At 65.6% G+C, this 22,357-nt stretch carries 21 protein-coding genes; 13 read left to right on the top strand and 8 right to left on the bottom strand.

All coding sequences use genetic code 11. The annotated features are described in order from the left end of the window. Positions 1 to 167: 167 nt before the first annotated feature. Entirely contained in the window at positions 168 to 1,235 is a 1,068-nt protein-coding gene (locus SALLO_RS17645) for a T9SS type A sorting domain-containing protein (protein WP_022835056.1), read from the top strand. On the opposite strand, the gene SALLO_RS17640 is transcribed toward SALLO_RS17645, so the two are convergent. The 7 genes from SALLO_RS17640 to folP form a co-directional block, all read right to left on the bottom strand. Beyond that, positions 1,143 to 2,213, bottom strand: coding sequence for a glycosyltransferase family 2 protein (locus SALLO_RS17640; protein WP_022835055.1), 1,071 nt, complete (start codon positions 2,211 to 2,213; stop codon positions 1,143 to 1,145). The genes SALLO_RS17645 and SALLO_RS17640 overlap by 93 nt on opposite strands. After that, complete coding sequence (locus SALLO_RS15125; protein ID WP_022835054.1) at positions 2,207 to 3,130, bottom strand: glycosyltransferase; 924 nt, start codon at positions 3,128 to 3,130, stop codon at positions 2,207 to 2,209. The genes SALLO_RS17640 and SALLO_RS15125 overlap by 7 nt, the downstream gene beginning before the upstream one ends. Before the next feature lie 129 nt (positions 3,131 to 3,259). Then, positions 3,260 to 4,726, bottom strand: coding sequence for an asparagine synthetase B family protein (locus SALLO_RS0104120; protein WP_022835053.1), 1,467 nt, complete (start codon positions 4,724 to 4,726; stop codon positions 3,260 to 3,262). Continuing rightward, on the bottom strand, positions 4,723 to 6,342 hold the full coding sequence (locus tag SALLO_RS0104115) for an FAD-dependent oxidoreductase (RefSeq protein WP_022835052.1): 1,620 nt from the start codon (positions 6,340 to 6,342) through the stop codon (positions 4,723 to 4,725). Before SALLO_RS0104115 ends, SALLO_RS0104120 begins: the two co-directional genes overlap by 4 nt. A gap of 4 nt (positions 6,343 to 6,346) precedes the next feature. Next, a complete protein-coding gene (locus SALLO_RS0104110; protein WP_022835051.1) occupies positions 6,347 to 6,661 on the bottom strand; it encodes a twin-arginine translocation signal domain-containing protein in 315 nt (104 codons plus the stop codon). Then, positions 6,658 to 6,984, bottom strand: coding sequence for a DUF3784 domain-containing protein (locus SALLO_RS0104105; RefSeq protein ID WP_022835050.1), 327 nt, complete (start codon positions 6,982 to 6,984; stop codon positions 6,658 to 6,660). The genes SALLO_RS0104110 and SALLO_RS0104105 overlap by 4 nt, the downstream gene beginning before the upstream one ends. A gap of 300 nt (positions 6,985 to 7,284) precedes the next feature. Continuing rightward, a complete protein-coding gene (gene folP / locus SALLO_RS0104100) occupies positions 7,285 to 8,178 on the bottom strand; it encodes a dihydropteroate synthase (RefSeq protein ID WP_028566879.1) in 894 nt (297 codons plus the stop codon). 134 nt (positions 8,179 to 8,312) lie between these two features. Between folP and SALLO_RS15120 the strand changes: the two genes are divergently transcribed. From SALLO_RS15120 to SALLO_RS0104040, 12 genes are all read left to right on the top strand, one after another. Next, complete coding sequence (locus SALLO_RS15120; protein WP_022835048.1) at positions 8,313 to 9,881, top strand: GH3 auxin-responsive promoter family protein; 1,569 nt, start codon at positions 8,313 to 8,315, stop codon at positions 9,879 to 9,881. Between the two features lie 226 nt (positions 9,882 to 10,107). Further along, complete coding sequence (locus SALLO_RS0104090; RefSeq protein ID WP_022835047.1) at positions 10,108 to 10,944, top strand: sigma-70 family RNA polymerase sigma factor; 837 nt, start codon at positions 10,108 to 10,110, stop codon at positions 10,942 to 10,944. Between the two features lie 17 nt (positions 10,945 to 10,961). Further along, positions 10,962 to 11,183 carry a sigma factor-like helix-turn-helix DNA-binding protein gene (locus SALLO_RS18870; RefSeq protein WP_022835046.1) on the top strand — a complete coding sequence of 74 codons (222 nt, stop codon included), beginning with the start codon at positions 10,962 to 10,964 and terminating at the stop codon, positions 11,181 to 11,183. A 171-nt stretch (positions 11,184 to 11,354) separates the two neighbouring features. Further along, positions 11,355 to 11,621 (top strand): hypothetical protein, encoded by a 267-nt coding sequence (locus tag SALLO_RS15115; protein WP_022835045.1) that lies wholly within the window; start codon positions 11,355 to 11,357, stop codon positions 11,619 to 11,621. Further along, entirely contained in the window at positions 11,618 to 12,196 is a 579-nt protein-coding gene (locus SALLO_RS15110; RefSeq protein WP_051141289.1) for a TlpA family protein disulfide reductase, read from the top strand. The genes SALLO_RS15115 and SALLO_RS15110 overlap by 4 nt, the downstream gene beginning before the upstream one ends. Continuing rightward, entirely contained in the window at positions 12,186 to 13,703 is a 1,518-nt protein-coding gene (gene lnt, locus SALLO_RS15105) for an apolipoprotein N-acyltransferase (protein ID WP_084696147.1), read from the top strand. Before SALLO_RS15110 ends, lnt begins: the two co-directional genes overlap by 11 nt. Positions 13,704 to 13,769: 66 nt before the next feature. Further along, on the top strand, positions 13,770 to 14,363 hold the full coding sequence (locus SALLO_RS0104065; RefSeq protein WP_028566878.1) for a Maf family protein: 594 nt from the start codon (positions 13,770 to 13,772) through the stop codon (positions 14,361 to 14,363). Between the two features lie 104 nt (positions 14,364 to 14,467). Next, positions 14,468 to 15,664 (top strand): pyridoxal phosphate-dependent aminotransferase, encoded by a 1,197-nt coding sequence (locus SALLO_RS0104060; RefSeq protein WP_022835041.1) that lies wholly within the window; start codon positions 14,468 to 14,470, stop codon positions 15,662 to 15,664. Between the two features lie 26 nt (positions 15,665 to 15,690). Beyond that, positions 15,691 to 16,047, top strand: coding sequence for a hypothetical protein (locus tag SALLO_RS0104055; RefSeq protein ID WP_022835040.1), 357 nt, complete (start codon positions 15,691 to 15,693; stop codon positions 16,045 to 16,047). A 27-nt stretch (positions 16,048 to 16,074) separates the two neighbouring features. Beyond that, positions 16,075 to 17,221 (top strand): peptide chain release factor 2 gene (gene prfB, locus SALLO_RS0104050; RefSeq protein ID WP_157621235.1). Its coding sequence is split into 2 segments (ribosomal slippage): positions 16,075 to 16,143 and positions 16,145 to 17,221, totalling 1,146 coding nucleotides; the frame shifts between segments, so codons are not numbered across the junction. A 73-nt stretch (positions 17,222 to 17,294) separates the two neighbouring features. Then, positions 17,295 to 20,345 carry an AAA family ATPase gene (locus tag SALLO_RS0104045; protein WP_169577881.1) on the top strand — a complete coding sequence of 1,017 codons (3,051 nt, stop codon included), beginning with the start codon at positions 17,295 to 17,297 and terminating at the stop codon, positions 20,343 to 20,345. A gap of 96 nt (positions 20,346 to 20,441) precedes the next feature. Then, on the top strand, positions 20,442 to 21,428 hold the full coding sequence (locus SALLO_RS0104040; protein WP_022835038.1) for a helix-turn-helix transcriptional regulator: 987 nt from the start codon (positions 20,442 to 20,444) through the stop codon (positions 21,426 to 21,428). A 26-nt stretch (positions 21,429 to 21,454) separates the two neighbouring features. On the opposite strand, the gene SALLO_RS18395 is transcribed toward SALLO_RS0104040, so the two are convergent. Continuing rightward, positions 21,455 to 22,252, bottom strand: coding sequence for a hypothetical protein (locus SALLO_RS18395; RefSeq protein ID WP_157621229.1), 798 nt, complete (start codon positions 22,250 to 22,252; stop codon positions 21,455 to 21,457). Between the last annotated feature and the right edge of the window lie 105 nt (positions 22,253 to 22,357).

The raw sequence follows: 22,357 nt of genomic DNA, 5'->3' as shown, positions 1-22,357 counted from the left end.
TTTTCGAAAGGCCGCAGGCGGCCGCTTACGGCCATAAGTTCCAACAACCTCGCAACGCTAGGTCTCGTGCGCACACCATCATAGGAGAAAAGGCGCATAGGTGGAATAGGGTTTGGATAAGTATCCGGTGACATTGGATTACATCCTGATGGTAACACCGGAGACTTATGACACGCACCACCTTTCGTTTGTACCTCATCGTTTGCTGGATGGGATGGGTGGGCGCGGCCGCGCCCACCGCGCACGCACAGACGCCGTTCAGCGAATGCATCCAAAACGTAGACAACGCAACGGTCGTTTTGCCAGACACGCTCGACAGCGCCCTCGGCGGCTCCGCAACGCTGGCCTCAGGCGATGTGGTGGCCGCGGTGAATGCCGCGGGGCGGTGCGTGGGCCAGGTGGCGTGGACCGACGGCCGCCTTGCGACGCTTTCCATTGCGGGGCCCAGCGAAGCCACGAGCGACCCCAACGTGCCAGACTCGGAGACCGGCTACGCAGCGGGCGAGGTGCTCAGCTTTCGGGTGTACGATGCGTCGGCCGACCGGGTGGTGGAAATCGGCGATGCGGTGCGGTATGCCGCGTGCACGCCCCAGCAGATCCTCTGCCGTGATGATGGCGCGTATGCCACCAACCGGATCTACGTGGTGGATGCCTTGGGCGCCGGGGCGCTTCCTGTGGAGCTGGCGGGCTTTGACGCTACGCGGAACGGCAATCGCGTGGTACTGCAGTGGCAGACGCTGAGCGAGACGAACAACGCGGGCTTCGCCGTGCAACGCGCCGATGCGGGCACGAGCACCTGGCAAGACATTGGATATGTAGCGGGCGCCGGGACGACCAACGAGCCGCAAACGTATCGCTTCGCGACCGACCCGCTAGCACCGGGCACCTACCGCTTCCGCCTGAAGCAAACCGACCTGGACGGTACCACCGCGCTCTCGAAAGAGGTGCCCGTGCAGATTGCATTGCAGTCAGCCTTTGCGCTATCGGAGGTGGCGCCTAACCCGATGCGTGAGCGCGGGCGCCTGTCGCTTACAGTGCGTGAAGGGCAAGACGTCGCTGTGCATGTGTACAACGTGTTGGGACAGCGCGTGGCCACCTTGTTTGACGGGCGCGTGCCGGCCAACAGCCCGCAGCGGTTGGAGCTACGCGCCAACCGGTTGGCGAGCGGCGTCTACTTCATCCGGGTGCGGGGTGAGCACTTCACGGCCACGCGACGTACCACGCTCGTTCGCTGAAGACGGGTCCTCGGGCAACACGCCACGTAGCTTCACCAGCCCGTGGCGCGCGTAGTGGCGCGGCGTGTGCCGCAGGGCCCAGCGGGTGCGATGGTAGTGGTACCAGCGCATCCAGAACTGCTCGGCTGCGCGCATGCCCTCGGCGGTGGCCGTCCCGCGGCGCCGGCGGTAGACGGCGCGCATCAGGCGGCAGCGCAGGAGCGCGGCCCATGTGCTTAGGGCGGGCGCCGGGAGGTGATGCCAGTGGTGGGCCACGTAGCCCGCGCTCTCGCCCATGCGTTGCAGGGTAGTAGCGAAGCTCGAATGCAGCAGCCGATCGGGCCGGAAGTGGTGCTCCACCGAGACGTCCGCGGCCGCAACGATGCGCCGCCCCGCCGCCCGCAACTGATCGGAGAAGAGGACTTCCTCCTCAAAGCCGAGGGCGCCCGGGCCCAGCTCGGGGTCGAAGGCCGGCACATCGGCCGTTACGTCGTGGCGCAGCGCCATGTTGGCGCCCACAAGGCGCGGGTACCGATCGGACGTAAAGTTTTGCGTGGCGGCCAGGACGCGCGTGTTGAGCGGGGTCATCCACGGGCGGCGCAGGTGGGGCGCGAGGTGCACAGCGCCCGCTACGGCATCTGCATCGCCGTACAAGATGGGCCGAGACATGTGCTCGATCCATTGCGCCGGCACGTGCACGTCGTCGTCGGTGAACAGGATGACGTGCCCACGGGCGGCGTGCAGGGCGGCGTTGCGGGCGCGACTAAGGCCCGCACGGGGTTCTTCCACGATACGAACCGACAACACCGGATGGCGGAAGGCCCGCATCATCGCTTGTGTGTCATCCGACGATCCATTGTCGACGAGCAGCAACTCGCCGGTCCATCCGGTGGGCAGCGTGCAGGCGGCCAGCGAGCCGAGGGTGGCCTGCAGGCTGTTGGCGTTGTTGCGCGTGCACAGCGCAAGGGTGACGGTGCAGGTGGGCGGAGCGGTTACCATTGGGCAGCTTGGGGTCCGGGGGTGATCGCGCGGCGGCCGCGGAGAAATCCGATGTGCTCGCCGGCACGCGTGGTCAGGAGAATGAGGTAGTGCGGTGCCTTCGCGAAGGTGCGCCCGCGGGCAGCGGCCCACAGCACCTGAACCACCAGCGAGGCCGAGGTGCGCACCAGGAAGCGCAAGGTGGCGGTGGGGGAGCGCAGCGCCGGCCGTACGCACTCGATGCCGTAGCGACGGGCGAGGTTGGCGTGGCCGTGGCCCCACTTTTTACACTGCCGGTACAGCCCGCGCAAATCGGTGCGGTGCCGGTGTTCTACCGCAGCCGCGGGTACGTGCCGCACGCGCCAGTTGGTTTCGGCCTGCATGCGCCAGGCCAAATCGGCGTCGCCGCCCGAGATCCAGCGGGCCTCGAACAGGCCCACGGCATCGAAGACCTCACGCCGGTAGATGGCGTTTGCCGTCTGGGGAAACGGCCGGTACGGGTGTTGCAGCCCGCCGTGCTCCGAGAGCCAGCCCTGGGCCACCAGTTGGGCCTCCACCCACGTGCGGGGCGCGCCGCCCGTGATAGCGCCGCCCACAGCGCCCACCGTAGCATCCTCGAACGCCGGAACGGCCTGCATGAGCCAGTCGGGCGCAGGAACGCAATCGGCATCGGTAAACGCAAACAAGCGCCCCTTGGCATGCCGAATGCCGCGGTTGCGGGCAGCATACGACGACTGAATGTCGGTTTCGTGCAGGACGCGCACGCCGGCGGCACGGGCGACGGATGCGGTGGCATCGGTCGAGCCGTTATCAACGACAATCACTTCGAAGCGGTCGGCCGGATAGGCCTGCGCAGCCAGCCCGTCGAGGCATGCCGGCAGGGTAGCCGCGCCGTTGTACACCGGCACAATGACCGACACCAGGGGGAACGTAGCCATAGGTTTCATGAGAAAGGGGAAACTGTGCAGCCACTAGATACCCCCGATCGCACAAGCGCGCTACCGGTGTGCGGCGCAGGCGCCGGGTCGGTTTGGGGAGGGCTTGCATGCGTTTTTGGCGCATGACCGTTAGGCCCGCACACGGCGCCACACTGTGCGCAGCGTGGCGCGAATTTTCTCGCGCAGCGGCGTGGGGTTGACAGGCAGCGCAAGCGCCTCGGGCCACAGCGTGTCAATAAGCCGATAGAAGTGGCCCTGCGTCTCCTCTTGCACGGGCACCGGCGTTGCAAGCAAATGCACGAGCACCGCGCGGCAGTTGAACGGCGTAAACGACTCGCACACCAGATCCCACTCGGTTTGGGCCTGCGCCTGCCAGCTTCCCATGCGGTGCTCCCAGTAATGCAGGCTGGGGATGGCGTAGCCCGTACGGGCCGCCACCGGGCGTACTTCTTTCAGCCAACGCGCCGTGTGGTGTTCGGTGAAGGGGTGGTGGCTAGCATGCACCGTAATTCGAGCCAAATCTTCTATTGAGGGTCGCTCAACCTTCACCTGCCGACCCCGCGCAATCTCGGCACCATTACCCTTTACCAGCACGTGGCCGGCGGGCAGGTGCCGGTGCAGGCCCTCGGCGATCACGCCATAGGCCGGGTGGGCGTCGTGGGTGTGCGCATGATACTGCGCCGCAAACGCCGGCGTCATGTCAGCCGGACAATCGACGATGTGGTGCGCAAGGCCCAGGTGGGCACACAGCCGCGGGGGCAGGTACATGTCGGGTGTGCGGGCGGTGTGGGCCCAGTATTGTTGCGTGTGAAACCAGGCGCGGTCGGCGACCGAGCGGGCCGCAGCGAGCACGAGCCGGCTGTCGAGGCCCGCGGTTACTGCAACGGCCAGCGGCGCCCGATGCGCCATGCCCTCCATGAGGCCACGCAGCAGCGGTGCGACGGCCGTTACGACGTCGACAAGGGGCGCCTCACGACGGGGCGTGGTGGGCCAAAAGCGGTGCGCGTGGCCGGTGGTAAGGTCAAGAAAGTGATTGGGAAGCAGCCGCCGCACGCCCTGGTACAGCGCGGTGTCGTAGGGCCACACCCATTCGGGGCGGTTCTGGTAGGCGCCGGTTTCTATGAATCCTTCGCGGGCGTTGGGGGCTTCCGTTAGCGGCATCACATCGCTGAGCAGCCCAGGGTGGGTGGCGCACCATCGCTCGTTGTGGGCGGCGTCGGTGTAAAACGCCTGCCGAAAGCCGCACGGATCGGCGAAAAGGCGCGCGCCGCTCGCGTCTTCCACCACAAGCACCCAGCGGCCGCCCCAGAAGTGGGTGACCCGGTGGGCGTCTGCGGCGCACGTGGTTTCCTGCAGCAGGCGGTTGAGCACGTCCGCGTTGGTAGCGCGTGGGGTACGCGGATCGAGGGCGAAGCCAAGCAGCGTCGCCGAGACCCCGGCATCGTTCGTGTCGTGTGTCACGTCGAGGTCGGGATGCGCCTGAAGGACGAGGCCGCCGGTGCGCAGCCTAACGTGCGTGGCGTCGTTGAAGGCCGGGTGCAGGCGCGGGCCCAGGATGAAGCGGCGCCGAAGCGGATCGAGCGAGGGAGCAGTCATGGGGAGGGAGGCGTGTGGGCGGTGAGCGATGGGCGTTCGGGGCGCACAACGGCGTGCAGGTGGTCGGCCAGGCGAAGCGTGAGGGCCACAATGGTGAGCGTTGGGTTGGCGCAGCCGGCGGTGGTGAAGATGGAAGAACCCGCCACGTACAGGTTATCCACGGTGTGTAGGCGCGCGTTGGCATCCACGACGCCCTGGGTCGGGTCTTCCGTCATGCGGGTGGTGCCCATGTGATGATAGCCGCCGGTCATGCCTTCGGGCCACGCGTCGTCGGTGCAAATCCAGGGCGGGGCCACGAGGCGCCCCATCCCGGTGCGCGCGAGTTCCTGGGCCAGGACATCGTTCGCTACGCGAAGCGTGTGACGGTCCAGGGCCGTCAGTTGCCAGTCGGCCAACACGCGGGGCATGCCCAGCGCATCGGTGTGCGCGTGGTCGAGGATGACGCGGCTGTGCGGGTTGGGCGCCTGATCCAAGCGCGTCTTGAGGTGAAACATACGCGGCGTTTTTACATGCTGCCCGAGCATATTTTGGTTGAGACCATAAATAAGCGCATCAAAATCGGAAAGCGCGTTTAGGAGCGCCTCCCCGTAGGCCGTCCCCAGCGTGCCATCTTTTATCCAGTGGGCAATGGAGCGCGCCGAGACGTAGCCGCTTTCGGTACCGCCCTGATCGGCCAGCGACACGCTGTAGTTGAGCGTTTGCTCGCGGCGTTGCACCGCATCTGCGAGGCGCAGCAAGGCGCGGATGGGCGTCTTGTGCTGCTCGTGCTCGCGGTACAGTCCGATGTTTGTCCGGCGGTCGTCAAGGAGCACCGTGCCGGTCTGCACGTGCGGGTGCTGAATGAAGAAGCGGCCCACGGTGTCGTGCTCGTTACCGACGCCCGCGGGAATCACGTCGTTGGAGGCCAGCAAGAGGCGCGCATTCTCGACGCCGCCACACGCCAGCACGTACTGCTGCGCCTGCACATGCAGCCGGGTGCCCTCCAGCGTGGCCACGTCAACGCCCGTCAGGTGCCCCCCGGTGGCGTGATGCGCCAGGCGCACGACGTTGGCGTTTGTAAACAGGTGGATATTCTTGGAGCGCTCGATGAGCGTGCGGTACTTGGCACCAAACCGCGTGGGCGGGCTAAACTGGTAGATTTTTGTCTCCAGCCGGTTGGGCGCAAACGGCAGGCGCCCGTATCCCTGGGCCGGGGCCTCCCAGTCGTCTACCGCGTAGGTGTACGGCCCCAGGTCGCACACCGCGTGGGCCGCGGGGTAGTGCGCCGCCAGATCCTCCCAGTTGATGGGCCAGCCGCTGTAGGGCACCCAGGGCCTCTCGACAAGATCGATGGGGTCGAGGCGGCTGCAAAAGCCATCCCAGTGGTTGGTGGCGCCGCCGAAGAAGCGGAGCCGCGCAGCGGCCAGGGCATGATCGGGCTGACCGATGTGCAGGCCGTGGTACAGAAACTGCGTGTGGGGATCGCCCTGAAAGCCGCCGCTCTCCAGCAGGCACACCGACAGCGGCGAGCCGTGGAGCGCCTGCGCAAGGGTGAGGCCCGCAGCACCCGCGCCGATGATGCACACGTCTGCACGCAGGATCGTGTTTGCGGCGAGGGTTCGGGCGTCGGTATGCATGCGATCAACCGGAGAAGTAGGCGAGGGCGCTCAGCAGCGCTTCGGTTTCGGTTACGTAGAGGCCGTTCAGGTTCACCAGGCGCCCCGCGGCCCGATCCGCGGCATGGCGGCGCCGGAGGTACGCGGCCGGCGGGTGGGCCTGGCCGTGTAGGGCACGTACCACGGAGGCGTGTGTGTGGCCGGTCTGGCGGACGTAGGCCGCACCCAGCGACTGCAGCGCGGGCGACGCGGCGGCCCGAGCCTCGCGGACTCCAGCAGCGCCGAGCACGGCGCCTCCGGCCGCAGCACACAGCATGTGGAGAAACGAGCGTCGGGTCATGGTGCCTCCGTCGGTTGTCGGGGGCCCGACGCCCGCGGCACCGGCGCAACGGTAGAGGGCATGTGGTCGCCCGAAGGCTCCGGGGCGGCGGATGACGCATCAGCCGAGCGGTCGTGGGCTGTCGCTTCTTGGAGCAAGCACAGTACGCGGCTCAGGGTGTACAGGAGTCCGAAACTGATCCAGGCACCGAGGAGGACCAGAATCCCCAAAAAGATGCTAATGCTGGCACTGAGCAGGCTCGCAGTCAAAAATGCACTGCCCATGAAGAGGACGATCCATCCAGACCACAGCAGCAGGCGTTCGATAATTGCATCAGTCGTCATGGGTAGGGGGCGGTACGGTGCTACAAGGGGAGGCGCGCATTCACCAAGGGGAATGAAGCGCACCTACACTATACCCATCCCGCATCCGTCGTAACATCGTCTTTTGCTGATGGAGCGGCAGAGGTTTGGCGCATTTACTGCGCCAGGATAAGCCAATGGAAGAGATGGAAGGGGGCGACGAGCAGTGGAAGGCGCTCGTGTAGAACATCAATTGGAGAGGCGCCTGCGTTCTAGAAAGTGCTGAGGCGTTTGCATCCACGGTGCCTGAGGGTGGGAAGCACCCCCAGCGCGTCTACGCCGTCAGGCCTCGCCAGACACCAGCGTTTGCCCCAGCACGCGCAGAAAGTCGACGGTTGCCGCCACGTCGTGGGTACGCACGAGGCCCGCGCCCCGCTGAACGGCAACGGCCGTAGCGCCCAAGGTGCCAAAGAGCCGCTCGGCAACGGGTACCGGCTCGTCCTCAGTCCCAAGCGCCTTCCCGATGCTGCTCTTGCGCGAGACGCCCACCAGCACCGGCCGTCCCAAGGCTACAAAGGTATCCACGGCGTGCATCAGGCGGAGGTTGTCGCGCGTGGTTTTTCCAAACCCAAAGCCAGGGTCGATGGCGATGTGCTGCACCCCGGCCGCGTCGGCCCGCGCAATGGCCGACGCCAAGCCGTCGCGGACGGCGTCTACCACGTCGTCGTAGCGCTGCGGAGCCGTCAGCCCGCCGGGCGTGCCCACCGAGTGCATGACGATGAGCGCGGCATCGTGGGCCGCCACCACCGCGGCCATTTCGGGGTGCAGCCGCAGGCCCGTCACGTCGTTGATGATGTGTGCGCCGGCCTCCAGGGCCGCCGCCGCCACGGACGGCTTGTAGGTGTCAATGGATAAGCGGGCGTCGGGGAAGCGTTCGTGCAGCGCCTCCACCACCGGCACCACGCGGTCGGCCTCTTCGCCGGCGGATACCGGGTCGGCCCCGGGCCGCGTCGATTCGCCGCCGATATCGATGATCGCAGCGCCGTTGCTGAGCATCGCCGCCGCCCGCGACACGGCCGCCTCAACCGAAACGTAGCGCCCGCCATCGGAGAACGAATCGGGCGTGACGTTGAGGATGCCCATCACGTGGGCGCCGTGCGCTTGGCCCGGTCGTGCATCAAGGCCACCGGCGCGTCCGCCCAGCACAAACGACGGCGCTGCGTAAGAATCTGACATGGCTTTGCAGTAAATCAACAAAAAGGCCGAACAATCAACTTGCATAAGGTATACACGTCGCGTGCTTTCCAACAGATCGCCGGGCACTTTTGGCACAATCTTTCCCGCGCCGTTCCATCTGCTCCATTGCGCATATGAAGGATTTCTTGCGGTCTCTGATTCGTCGCCTCGGTCCGCTGCGGCGCGTCGATCGCTTTCTGCAGCACCCGGTAACAACGCAGGAGCGCCTGCTGCGCCGGTTGCTCACCACGGCCGCCGATACGGAATGGGGGCAGCGCTACGACTTTCGCGCTATCGCGCAGGCTAGCGACGTGGTGGGGGCCTATCAAGAGCGCGTACCCCTGCACACCTACGACGACCTGCGGGACGATGCCAAACGCATCCGGGCCGGCGCCCCCGACGTGACGTGGCCGGGCCGCATCGACAAGTTCGCGGTGTCTAGCGGCACCGTGTCCGAGGGCAAGGTCATTCCGGTCAGCGACGAGATCATTGCGTGCGATCGGGCCTTCAGCATGGGCACCGGATTCAACTACATTGCCGAGACGCTGAATTGGCGGCTTCTGCTGGGCAAGCACCTGACGCTTCCGGGCCGCATCGAGGAGGATCCGAACTACCCTGGCACCATGGTTGGGGAAATTAGCGGGCTGTTGGCCGAGGCCGCCCCCGGCTATTTCCGCCGCTTGCTGCAGGCAGTGCCCAACGACGTTGCGTTCCTTCCGAACTGGGAGCAGAAACTCCGCGCCATTGCCGAGCGCACCGTCGATGAGGACATTCGCCTCCTCGTGATGGCCCCCACGTGGGCGCTCGTGCTGTTTGACGTGCTCCTGGAGGTGTACAACGAGCAACATGCCGACACGGCCCATACCGTTGCCGACGTGTGGCCCAACCTGCAGCTTTTCATTTCGGGCGGCGTTGCGCTGCGGTCGTATCGCACGTTGCTGGAAGCCCAAATTGGCACGCCCATCGACTTCATCGAGACGTACGGCGCTTCGGAGGGCTTTTTCTCGTTCCAAAACACCGTCGACGATCCGTCGATGCTCTTGCACCTCGACAATGGGCTCTTCTACGAGTTTGTGCCCATGGACGAGAAAGACGACGAGGAGCCCACCCGCCACACCATTGCGACCGTGGAGCCCGGCGTGCGGTATGCGCTTTACATCACCTCGTGCAGCGGGCTGTGGAGCTACGACGTGGGCGACGTGGTGCGCTTCACGTCCACCCAGCCGCACAAGATTCAGGTGGCTGGGCGTACCAGCGAGATGATCGACAAATACGGCGAAGCGGTGTACGGCGACGAAGCCCGCGCGGCTTTGCGGGCGGCATGCGAAGCCACCGGCGCCCACATGAAAGACTACCACATTGCCCCGCAACGAACGCAAGAAGGCACGCTGCCCGGGCTGGAATGGATCATCGAGTTTAAGCAGCCCCCTGCCGATGGGGCGGCCTTTGCCAAGCAGATCGACGCCTACCTGCAAGAGGTGAACCGGCACTACCAAATCCGGCGCGAGGCCCAAGCCTTTGCGCCGCCCGAAGTGACCGCAGTTCCCGAGGGTACGTTCTACGCCTGGTTAAAAAAGACCAAAGATAGTGTAAGCGGACAAACCAAAGTGCCGCGCATGAGCGAAGAACGCAATATCGCCACGGGCATTCTGGAGATTCCCGCGTCAACTATTGACTTTGATCGGCAGAAAGTCGTTGATTAGTAGGTTTACCCTGGAACAAGGGTTAAGCTCTGCCGTGAGGAAAGGCGGTAATGACAATTGCAAGCCCGACGCGCACTTATAACAGTTGCGTAACCACGTTGCTTCCACTGTCTGTTGCCGCCTTCGCCATATGCAACACACCCTGTGCGTAAACGGCGCACCGTGCATGTAGCGTGGCGCTCATCTTTATCGCTTTCCGCTGCCATCACCAATCGTTCGGAGTCTTATGTACGTTCCCCGCGAACAACGCATGCTCGACCAGTATCTTCAAGAAATCGGCAAGGTCGACCTTCTAGAACCCGAAGAGGAGGTAGAGCTGGCGCAACGCATCAAGGAGGGCGACGAGGAAGCCCTGCACGATCTCTGCGAAGCAAACCTGCGATTCGTCGTCTCGGTCGCCAAAAAGTATCAGGGCCAGGGCCTGTCGCTCTCCGATCTCATCAACGAGGGCAACTACGGCCTCATCAAAGCCGCCAAGCGCTTCGACGAAACCCGCGGCTTCCGGTTTATCTCGTACGCCGTGTGGTGGATCCGCCAGGCCATCTTGCAGGCCCTTGCCGAGCAGAGTCGCGTGGTGCGCCTCCCGCTGAACCGCATCGGCACCATCAGCAAAATCCGCAAAGCCAGCGCGCGCTTGCAGCAGGAGCATGAACGCAAGCCCAACATTGAGGAGCTGGCCGAGGAGCTCGAAATCGACGTGCAGAAGGTGCGCGAAGCGATGCAGCACACCTCGCGTCACCTCTCGGTTGATGCGCCGTTTAGCGAGGATGAGGACAATAGCCTCCTCGATGTTCTCCCCGACGACGAAGTTGAAACGCCCGATAACGAAATGATGGGCGAGTCGGTGAAGATTGATATTGAGCGGGCGCTGAGCACGCTGCAAGACCGTGAGGCCGAGATCACGCGGCTGTACTACGGGCTGGGCCGCGAGCACCGGCTAACCCTCGAAGAAATTGGCAAGCGTTTCGACCTGACACGTGAGCGGGTGCGGCAAATCAAGGAGAAGGCCCTGCGCAAACTGCGGCAGCGCCACCGCCGCGAAGACCTCGAAACGCACATCTAACACAACGCCCAGAGGATATGAGAGAGGTTACGCTTCAGAAGCAAGTTAAGAAAGAGATTGATCACAGGCTGAGCACGCTGCAAGACCGCGAGGCCGAGGTCATGCGGCTGTACTACGGACTGGGCTACAAACGCAGGCGGAGCATCAGAGAAATTGGCAGGCGGCTTGAGATTGCAAGCCAGCGTGTGCGGCAAATCAAAAAACAAGCCATGCACAAGCTCAGACGTAGCGCCACGTGAGTGTGCGCGACCAACACCAATCGCTGCCGTCGGTCTGTGAAACACACTCCAACCAAACCCTGCGTCTAAAGGCTGCATGATCCGCGCCACTCATTCGTGACTGATGTGCCTTGAGGCTGCTCGGCGACGGGCAGCCTCAACTCGTTTCGTTTTCCCAATCGTTGTGCCCGTATGGCCAATCGTCTTACCCTTGCGCAGCGCAAGCGCGTTGCCCGTCACCTCAACACGCGTGCTAGCGCGCCCCGATGTCCCATGTGCAACGCCTCGTCGTTTCGCGTGCGCCCCGAGGTGTCGGTGTTGGGGCCGTCGGACGCCGCCGATGACGCGCCCCTGCGCGCCGCAAACGTCGTTTGCGGATACTGCGGGTTCGTGGTGCAGCTCGATTGCGATGTGATTGGACTGTTCGATGCGTCTGATACTTCCGCCGCTGCCTCATGAGTACACCCGCATCTGATGCACCGTCAGGGGGGAAGCGCGTGTGGCGCGCCGTTCGTGCGTACTGGCATTGGCCGGTGCTGCTGGGCGCCCTGATCTACCTGTACTTTCAGGTCCTTCCACCCATCGACGTTACGCAGAAAGGCCGGGCCGTGCCCGATGTGCAGGCGACAACGCTGGCCGGCACCACGCTGCGGCTTAGCGACTATCGCGGGCAGGTGGTGGTGGTCAATGTGTGGGCCACGTGGTGCGCGCCCTGCCGCGTGGAGCTGCCGGGCTTCGTGGCGACACAGCAAGCGTTTGCGGATCGCGGGGTGCAATTTGTCGGCCTGTCGGTCGACCACGCAGCTTCGGTCGTTCGGCCGTTTGTGGACGAATACGGCCTCAACTATCCGCAGATTGTGAGTCCGCAGCTGGCGCAGCGCGCGTTTCCGGGGCGCGTGGTGCCGCGCACCTACATCATTGGGCCGGAGGGCCACGTGCGCTACCGGCACACGGGCGTGTTGCTTGGGCCGGCGCTACGCGACGCGCTGGAGGAGCTCGCGGCGCACACATCTTCGCCGGCCGATGATGGATGAGGTGCGGGCCGTTCTGCGACACCGTGCGTGGCTGACGGCCGCTGGCGCAAGCGCGTGGGCCGCGGTCTGTCTCGCCCTCAGCCTGCAAGCGAGCGGATGGGGCGCGTTGGCGTGGACGGCCTGGGTGCCGCTTGCGCTGTGCTCCGACCGCATGGCGCCGGATCGCGTGTTTGCCGCGGCGTGGGCCGCGTGGAGCCTGGGGGGCGTGTGGGCCTTCCGGTGGGCGCTGCAGCATCCCATGGGCCAACCGAGCGTGGCGGCGGGCGTGGCCCTGGTGGGATGCGGGGCGCTGCTTGCGCTTCCGTGGTACGGTGCGGCCCGGATGAGGCGGCGGTTGGGCTTCGGGGGGCATCTGGTGCTGGTGGGGGCGGGGTCATTGGCCGTCGAGGCCCTGCTGCGGTACGGACCGTGGGCGCTGCCCGGGGTGCTGATGGGCCACACCCAGCCGGTGGCAGGCGTAGGGGGCGTCCTGGCGCCATGGGGCGGCGTGCCGCTGGTGAGTGCGTGGGTGTGGGGCCTGAACGGCGGCCTCGCCTACGCGGCGCGTGCCCAGACGTGGACCGCCGGCGTGGCGCTGGGGGCCTGGCTGCTTGTGCCCTTCGCATGCGTCGGCGCAGCGGCTGCCCCGATCTCTGCAGGCGCGTTGCACATGCGCGTGGTGCAACCGGCCCTACCGGCCACACAGTGGGCCGATGGATCGCCTCGCGAGCGCCTACGCACCCTCAAGCGTCTGACCCTGCATGCCGGCACCACGCCCGGCACGCGGCCCGATGCGGTGGTGTGGCCCGAAACGGCGCTTCCCCCCAACGACAGCCTCCGCGCGGCCGTCTTCGCATGGGCGGCCGCGCAAAACATCCCGTTGCTGACGGGCGCGATCACGTCGAGTGACACCGGTGAGCAGCAGTATCGCAATCAGGCGTTGTGGATGACCGGTCCCGCGCCGCCCGCGTCGTACACGAAGCGGCATCTGGTGCCGTTCGTTGAGCAGGTGCCGTTGGCATCGGTATGGCCGGCGCTGGCGCAGTGGAACCTGCCCGCCGGGGGTGTCGCGGGCTACGTGCGGGGGGCGGGGCCTCGGTCCTTTCGCATCGACGGCGCTCGGGTGGGACCGCTCATCTGCTTTGAGGTGCTGTTTGGAGCCTATCTGCGCCGGTACGTGCGCCGCGAACAGGCGCGGGCGTTCGTTACGGTGGCGCAGATGGGGTGGTGGCCCCTGCGGGGCACGCGTCACCTCCAGCGTCTGGCGGCGCTCCGGGCCCATGCGGTGGGACGCGCCGTGCTGCTGGCGGATGTGCGCGGGCCCTCGGGGGTGATCGATCCCTACGGCCCCGATCCGCGCCTGGCACCGGCTGCCGCCCGGGGAGAGGTGGTCGCGCTGCCGCTGTACACGCACCGCACGCCGTTCGTCCGCTGGGGCGACTGGAGCACCGTGGGGGCCGGCGCGCTACTCCTTGTGCTGCTTGTGCGACTGATCGTGGAAACACGACGATCCACAGCTATTTTGTAGCAGTTGAGGGGAATGTATGGTATCATGGAAAGCGTTGTACGCGTCTTTGCACCCACCAACAGCCCCATGCAACTCACCGCCCCGCTGATCCTGGCCTCGCAGTCGCCCCGCCGCCGCACGCTCCTTGCGCAACTGAACCTGTCGTTTATGGTGCAGGTGAGCCCGGCCAACGAGTTTATGCGCGAGGTGCCGCCGCCCGCCGACTACGTGGAGGAGCTGGCGCTCCGGAAGGTCCGACCCGTCGCCGACGACCATCCCGAAGCCCTCACGCTGGCCGCCGATACCGTGGTGGCATTGGACGACGACATCCTCGAAAAGCCCGCCAATCCCGCCGCTGCCCGTCAGATGCTGCGGCGCCTGAGTGGAGAAACCCACACCGTGTACACCGGCCTGGCGCTCATGCACCGCGCCTCGGGCCGGGTCGATGCCGAGGTGTTCTCCACCGACGTCACCATGGCGTCGCTCTCCGACGACGAGATTGACGCATACGTCGCAACGGGGTCGCCGCTGGATAAAGCCGGCGGGTATGGCATTCAGGACGCGATGGGGCCGCTGTTCGTTGAGCACATCGCTGGCGACTACTACACCGTCATGGGGTTGCCGCTGCGTGGACTGTATCAGCTGTTGCGTCGCTCGTTTGGAGATTTGGTGGCGTGGTAGTGGGCCGGTGCCCGCGGGCCTCTTCTGCAAGGGGTGGGATCCCATCCGGGCGTGCTTCGGTACACGGGCACGACCGTAGCGTACCCATCAACCGTTCTGGCTGTATGTCGGCATCAAGCACGTTGGAGTTGCAGCACCGCCTGTCCAAGCGCGTCCGTTCCACCCCACCGAGCGGCATTCGGCGCTTCTTTGAAATTGCCGCGACCATGGACGACGTCATATCGCTGGGTATTGGCGAGCCCGACTTTGTCTCGCCGCCCGCGGTGATGCAAGCGGGCCACGCGGCCCTCGAAGCCGGCGCAACGAGCTACACGGCCAACGCCGGCCTGCGGGAGCTGCGCGACCTCATCGCCGACGACCTCGACACCCGCCACGGCGTGCGCTACGATCCCGAGCATGAGGTGCTGGTGACGGTGGGCGTCAGCGAGGCGATGCAACTGACGATGCTGTCGCTGCTCGATCCGGGCGACGAAATCCTAATTCCTGAGCCGTGCTTCGTGTCGTACGGCCCAACCGCCACGTTTGCCGGGGGCGACGTTACCTACGTGCCGACCTCTGTAGACACCAACTTCCAGGTCACTGCCGAAGACCTGCAGCCGCACATCAGCGACCGCACGAAGGTGCTCTTTCTTGGCTACCCCAACAACCCGACGGGCGCGGTGCTCCGGCGCGAGACGCTGGAAGACATCGCTGCGCTCGTCATCGAACACGACCTGCTCGTCATCTCCGACGAAATTTACGACCGCCTCGTCTACGGCGACGCGCACGCCGCGGGGCACGTCTCGGTGCCGGCGCTCGACGGGCTGCGCGAGCGCACGGTGCTGCTGGGCGGCTTCTCGAAGGGCCACGCCATGACCGGCTGGCGCGTGGGGTATGCGTGTGCGCCGCGTCCGCTGCTGCGCGGGCTCTACAAGGTGCATCAGTACATGGTGATGAGCGCGCCCACCATCAGCCAGCACGCTGCCGTGGCTGCCCTCCGCGACTCCGGCGACGATGTGGAGGCCATGCGCCAGTCCTACGACGAGCGCCGCCGCACGATTGTCGATGGCCTCAACGCCATGGGGCTGCCCACCTTCGAGCCGGAGGGCGCGTTCTACTGCTTCCCAGACATTACCTCCACCGGCCTGTCGTCCGAGCAGTTTGCCCAGCAACTCCTCGAAGAAGAGCACGTGGCCTGCGTGCCGGGCGATGCCTTTGGGCCAAGCGGCGCGGGGTACGTCCGCTGCTCGTACGCCACCGGGCTCGACGACATCAAAGAAGCGCTTGTGCGCATGGAGCGCTTCGTGGCGCGCCACCAATAGTCCCTTGCTCCTCGCTTGCTGCTGGTATGCTGCTTCCTTTGCTTGGCACCACCGCCCTGGCTGCATTGCTGCACGGATGGATCGGCTGGCCCATGACCGCCGTCGCGGGCCTCGCGGGCGGCGCGTGGGTTGTTGACCGCGGCTGGCTGGTGGGCGGCGGCGCGGGGCTGCTGTCGTGGAGCGGCTGGGTCGTGTACACGTTTGTGGTGGCCCCGGCACCTACGCGCGAACTGCTGCGCATTCTGGGCACGCTTTTTGGAAACATCCCCGGCGCGGCGGTGGTTGGGGCGACGGTTTTGCTGGGTGCCGTTCTGGGCGCCACCGGCGGATGGATCGGCAGCGAGACCGCCCGCTGGATGAAGCACCGATCCGTTGCGGCATAGTCCTCTCACTTTGTATCCGTTATTGCAATGAAAAAATACTCCGATAGCGACCTGGCCACCCTCATCGAGCGCGTCGATGCGCTCGGGGGCTATCTTTGACGTCTCCGGACGCCGGGACATCATTGAAGAGCTGAACCACGAACGCCTCGATCCGACCTTTTGGGACGATCCCGACCGCGCCCGTACGGTGGAGCAGCGCATTGCGCGGGAGCAGGAATGGATTGACGCGTGGGAAGCGCTCAAAGAACAAGCGGAGACCATCGAGACGCTGCAGCTGCTTGCTGCCGAAGAAGGCGAAAACCTGAGCGACGAGATTCAGGCGGAGGCCGAAGCGCTCGAACGCGACTTGGAAGCGCTGGAGCTGAAGAGCTTGCTCGACGACCCCGACGACGAGCGGGACGCCATCCTCACGATCAATCCAGGAGCGGGTGGCACCGAGAGCCAGGACTGGGCCGAGATGCTCTACCGCATGTACGCGCGCTGGGCCGAGAGCCACGGCTACGAGATGGAGCTGCTGGACCATCAGCCGGGCGACACGGCAGGCATCAAGAGCGTCTCCCTAAGCATTGCAGGCGACTACGCGTACGGCTACCTGAAAGGCGAGAGCGGCGTGCACCGGCTCGTGCGCATCTCGCCGTTCGACTCCGAGAGCCGCCGTCACACCTCGTTCGCCAGCGTGTTTGTCTACCCGGAGGTAGATGACAGCATTGAGGTGGATTTGAGTGCCGGCGAGATGGAGCTACAGACGTTCCGTTCGGGCGGCAAAGGCGGCCAAAACGTGAACAAGGTGGCAACCGGCGTGCGCCTCATCTGGAACGGACCGCTATCGAACGGCGAAGAAATTGAGGTGGTGGCCGAGTGCACCGAAGAGCGTAGTCAGCTGCAGAACCGAAACCGCGCCGAGACGATGCTAAAAAGCCGCATCTACCAGGCCGAGCGCGCGCTGCAAGAGGAAGCGAAAGCCGAGCGCGAGAGTCAGAAGAAGAGCATCGAGTGGGGCAGTCAGATCCGCTCGTACGTGCTGCATCCGTACACGATGGTCAACGACCACCGCACGGAGACGAAAGTATCGGACGCGCAGGCCGTGCTCGATGGCGACCTTGATGCGCTCATTCAGGCGTGGCTTACGCACGGACGGAAGGACCGCGCCCCGGCGCCGGTGGGCACGACTTGAGAAGTGGCCGGCGCGCTGCGTATGTTGTACCGGCGTTTCTTTCCGTTCTCCCACTCTCGAAGTGCCGCCCCTCATGCCTCAGGTTGCGCTTTCCAGTCATCTTGTGCACCTTTTGCCGTCGCTCCCCGAGCAGCAGCGGCAGAAGGTGGTGCAAGCGCTCAAGAAAATTCATCATGATCAGTTCGATAGCGGGCTGCGGGTGAAGAAGCTGCAGTCGCGGCCGGAGGTGGCCGTGTGGGAGGCCCGCGTGAGCGACGCCGGGCGCTTGCTATTTACCTACGGACGCCATGCCGACCGCCGCTCGGAGGAGCCCACGCTAACCGCTCACTGCTGGACGGTGGTGATGGATCACGACGACGTGCCGCGGGAGCTGCGCCGCAAGGCGTTTGACGTGCCCGAGGCCATGCAGTGGATCCTGGCTGACGAGGTGGATGCCTGCACATGGACGGACACGCTGCCCGACAATCCTGCGGCCGACCTGGAGGCCATCGAGCGCGATTTTTCGGCCGCGGAGCGCTGGAACGCGCTAGGCGCCCTCTCGGATGAGTACGACCCGACACTCACCGCGCCCCCCGAAAATCTCCCCTGGTACCTGGAGAGCCCCGCCATTTTTGAGGAGTGGGCCGATGCGAATGAGATTCCCGCCGAGCTGATTCTCTCGGATGAGCAGGTGCACCTGCTGCATCAGCCGCTGCCCACATTTTTGAACGGGCCGGCGGGGAGCGGCAAAACGACGCTCGCGCTGTACCGGCTGTTGGTGCTTCAAGAAGAAAATCCCGACGCGCCGCTCGCGTTTGTGACGCACAACCCGCGGCTTGTGGTGCATGCGCAGGAGCTGTACGAGGCCCTCCCCGAACGACCGGCCGATGCACGTCCGGTTGACTTTAGCACCTACCAGGCGCTGGTGGCTGAGAGCCTCGGGTGGTCCGATGACCAGCTGCAGCGTCGCATGGCCCATCCGAATCGGCTTCGGTTTTTCCTCTCGCACTTTCCACTGAGTAGCACCGAAAAGCAGCTTTTTGCGCAAGACATTCGGGCTGTTATCAAGGGAATGTTGCCGCTGCAAGACACGCCGGCCCGCGCATCGGACGTGTCGCCGCTGCTGCCGCGCGAGGTGTATCGGTCGATGCCTGAGGGCTGGGCCGCGGTGCCAAAGGCGCGGCGCGATGAGGTGTACGACCTGGCCAATAAGTATCAACAGGATCTAGCGGACCGCGAGCAGTGGGACGACCAGGATGCGGCGACGCATGTGCTGTGCCGGTTGTTGGACGGCACCGCGCAGCGGCGCTATCGGGGGCTTGTGCTCGACGAGGTGCAAGACTTAACCGAGAAGCAGTTGCGGGTGGCGCTGGCTACGCTTCAAGAAGGCTATCGCGACCGGTTGCTGCTGGCGGGCGACCCCACACAGACGCTGGGCGGATCGGGCTTTGGCTGGCGCATGCCCCGTGCCATCTTTCACGAGCGCGGGTGGCCGGTGCCGGAGCCGTACACGCTGCATCGGTCGTACCGCGCCACCGCGCCCACGCTTCGTCTTCCGCAGGCGCTGGCCGAGCTGCTGAAGGCGCAGGGCGGCGAAGTGGTCGCGCTCGATCCCGAGCAAGCCCGCGCGCAGGGTCCGCCGCCGGTGCGCACGGCCCCGAGCGAAGCGGTAGACAAGGCCCTGTCGGAAGAACGCCCCAACGTCTTGATCCTTACGGACACCGAATTGCGGGCGGCGCGGCTGCGTGAGCGGCTGGGGCATCCGTTTGTGTGGTCGGTGGCCGAGGCGAAAGGCCTGGAGGCCGACCACGTGGTGATGTATCGGATGGACGATCAGCTGCAGGATCAAGCGGGCGCCGCACCGGCCGACCGGGAGTCCATCCGGCAGACGAACCGGCACATCTTGCGCCTGCACTACGTCGCCGCGACGCGCGCGCGAAGGAGCGTTACGGCGGTGGTCGATCCGGACCCCGTACACTCGCTGTGGGACACCGACGCGGTGGCGCCCACCACGAGCACGCTGGCCGACTTCCGGCCCCCGTGGGCGGGCGACCCGACCGGCGAGGAGTGGCTGGAGCGCGCCCGCTACTACCGCGACCGGAACCAGTGGGCGCAGGCGGCCGAGGCGTACCGCAAGGGCGGCCGCGACGACTGGGCGACCATCTGCACGTGGTTTGCGAGTCAGCACCAGCCGAGCGAGGAGGCCTCCCGCGATGCGTCGGTAGCGATGACGCCCGCGCAGGCCGAGACGCTCTCGCCCAAGCAGGCGGCGTTTGTGCTGGAGCACGGCGGCGGGGCGGCCGATCGTCCGCTACGGATTGCCTTGCTGCGGCGCGCCGGACGCACGGCGGCGGCCGACCGGCTGCAGGCGGCCCTCGACGAAGACGAAGGGCGCTTCGCCGCGGCGGCCGCGTATTATCGGGCCCAGGGCAACCACATCCGGGCGGCGCGCCTGTGCCAGCAGGCGGGTGCCTACGAGGACGCGGCCCAGTGCTACGCCGATGCCGGACAGTGGGCGCGGGCGGCGGAGTGCTATCAGACGGTGGAGGACTGGCGGGCGGCGGCCGCGTGCTACCGGGCCGATAGCAAGTGGCTCGCGGCGGCTCGGCAGTTCGAGAAAGCCGGGGCCTGGCACGAGGCCGCCACCGACTACGAGAACGTGAGGCAGTGGGACGCGGCGGGGCGCTGCTATGAAAACGCCGAGGCGTGGCACCTCGCGGGCGACGCGTACCGACGGGCGGCGGCATGGGATGCGGCCGCGACATGCTACGATGCCGCCGATGCGCCGCGTTGGGCCACCATCTGCTCGGCGCTTTCCACCCATGGCCCCACCAACGAGGCGCTCGAAGCCATCCGGCACGCTCACGAATCCCTCACGCCCAAGCAGGCAACGTACCTGCTCACGCTCGACTGCTCGGCCGGGGCGGTGATGCGGGCCTGGCTGCGCGCCTGTACGGGCGCGGCGGTGGAGAGCGTTCGGGTGGGCAACCTGCGTTACAACGGCGGTGGCTGGTACGTGTACGACCGGTGGGATCCGGATGAGGGCGTGGTAGAGGAAAAGGTGCAGGGCGCCGACAACGTGCCGGACGTGCTGGCTGCCGATGCCCCGCGCGCCCGCCGTCGTCACAGCCGCCGCCGCGCGTAACACAACCCGGTCGTTGCGTGTCTGCTTGTATGCAGGGCGTGTGTAGATTGGCGACGGATCAACCAACCATTGTATCATCACTCCATCCTATGTACCATGCCATTAGCTGAGCGAAGCATCGACCAGCTCCACAACTGGCTCAACGCCGGTCACGAATTTACGCTCGATGATATTTCCGAACGCCTTGAGGTGTCACGCCGCCACGCGCGCCGGCTGCTGAGCACACTCGACGACATGGGCTATACCGTGAAGGAGCGCCGCGAGGGCCGTAGCAAATACTTTTCGTACGCCTCGTCGGCCCGCAGCATGACGACGAAGGTGGACCTTCAGGAGCGCGAGCTGCAAGCCCTCATCATCGCCGCGTACGCCGCGCGGCCCTCGCTCCGAAATACGCCGTTTCTTGCCGACTTGCAGCATGCCATCGAGCAGCTGGTGGAGGCCGCCGGGCCGGTGTACAGCTTCGAGCCGGAGTTTCAGAACGATCTGTGGCACTTCGATTCGAGCAATGCCAGCACGTTCGATCCGGACATTTGGGCAACGGTGGTGCAGGCGGCCAACGAGCGCAATACGCTGGCCATCGACTACTACTCGGCGTCGTCGCGCACCCTATCGGAAGGCCGTCGCATCGATCCGCTGGTCGTTGCCGAGCAGGGCCAAACCTGGATGGTGACGGCGTACTGCCACAAGCACCAGGCCGTTCGCGACTTTGCGCTGGCGGGCATTCGGGCGGCCGCGCCTACCGGGGCATCGTTCATGCCGCCCCGCGACTTCGATCCCGAGACGCATTTCGCGGACCGCTTTCACGCGCTGAAGGGCGAAGGCACGCACCGGGTGGAGCTTACGGTGGCCGCCGACAAGGCGCCGTACTTCCACCGCAAGCAGTACCACCCGTCGCAACAGATTGCGCAGGACACCACGGAGGAACCGGCCACGGTGACGTTTGAGGTGTCGAGCCTCGACGACATTGCGGCCTTTATCCGGTCGTGGGGCCCTGGCATAACGGTAGAAGCCCCCGCGGCCCTCGCCGCGCGCCTGAAGTCCGAGGCAGCAGCCATGCATGCGGCCTACAGCGACGCGTCGTGACCCGGCCCTGCGATGCGCCTCGCCGATCAGTTCAGAATCCTGAAGCAGCGTTCCACAAAGCGGGTGCGCTCCGGTAGGTGATTGGGCATGTAAGGCGAGCCGTCTTTGTTAAGCTGCCGGAACCAGTCGTCCGCGAGCCGCGGCTTTCCAACGTCGTCGAATCGTTCGACCTCGTCATCTTCGTCCTCCAGCAGGGCTCCCTCAACCTCGATATCAGCATAGAGATCGACGTATCGGTGCAGTTGAAGGCGCCGCAAAAAGACCCACTGCTGCCGAACCGCCCGGCGCCAACGGTGCATGTGGCGCAGGTAGATGAGCGCGCCCGCCCGACGCACTTCCACCGCCCACCGGCGATGAAAGGGCGCAACGTGCCGCTCGCGGATGACAAAAGAGAAGTCATCGCATAAGAGGGTACGCGGGTAGGGAGACGGAATGGGCTGATCGACATCCGGCAGCCAGGCGGAGGTCTTGAACAGCTGATAGAGCGCTAGCATCTGTGCACATGCGTGCTCCAACGACACTTTCGGTGTTATAGGCCGTAGGGCTCTCGACACGCACCACTGGTCTTCCGCGCAGGGGTCTTCTATAGAGCCTCCTGTACGATTGTATAAGGTCAAGCGATACAGCGGGTCGCGGTCGCAGTTGAAGGGCAGCACGATCACTGTGCCAACAATGGCGTGCGCCAGTGGAATGCGCCCGTAGGTTCCTGAATGGGTGTAGCCAAGCATCCACGGTTCGTGATCCCAGCACGCCCCGGCGCGGCGCGAGAGTTCTTTCAGGTAGGGGTCGCTAAATTCGTACAGGTTGCGGCTTATAAATCCCATAGCGGTGCGGGGGGTGGATAGATAGCGTACGCACCATCCAACATAGCAGCGCTTGCGGGCCCACCGGACCCAGTACGTCTGGTGTCATCTCGCCCGTTCGTTGAT

The organism is Salisaeta longa DSM 21114 (assembly GCF_000419585.1).
Taxonomy (GTDB): Bacteria; Bacteroidota; Rhodothermia; order Rhodothermales; family Salinibacteraceae; genus Salisaeta; species Salisaeta longa.
Note: the sequence above shows the minus strand (reverse complement) of the source record. Positions and strands in the feature narration are given on the sequence as shown.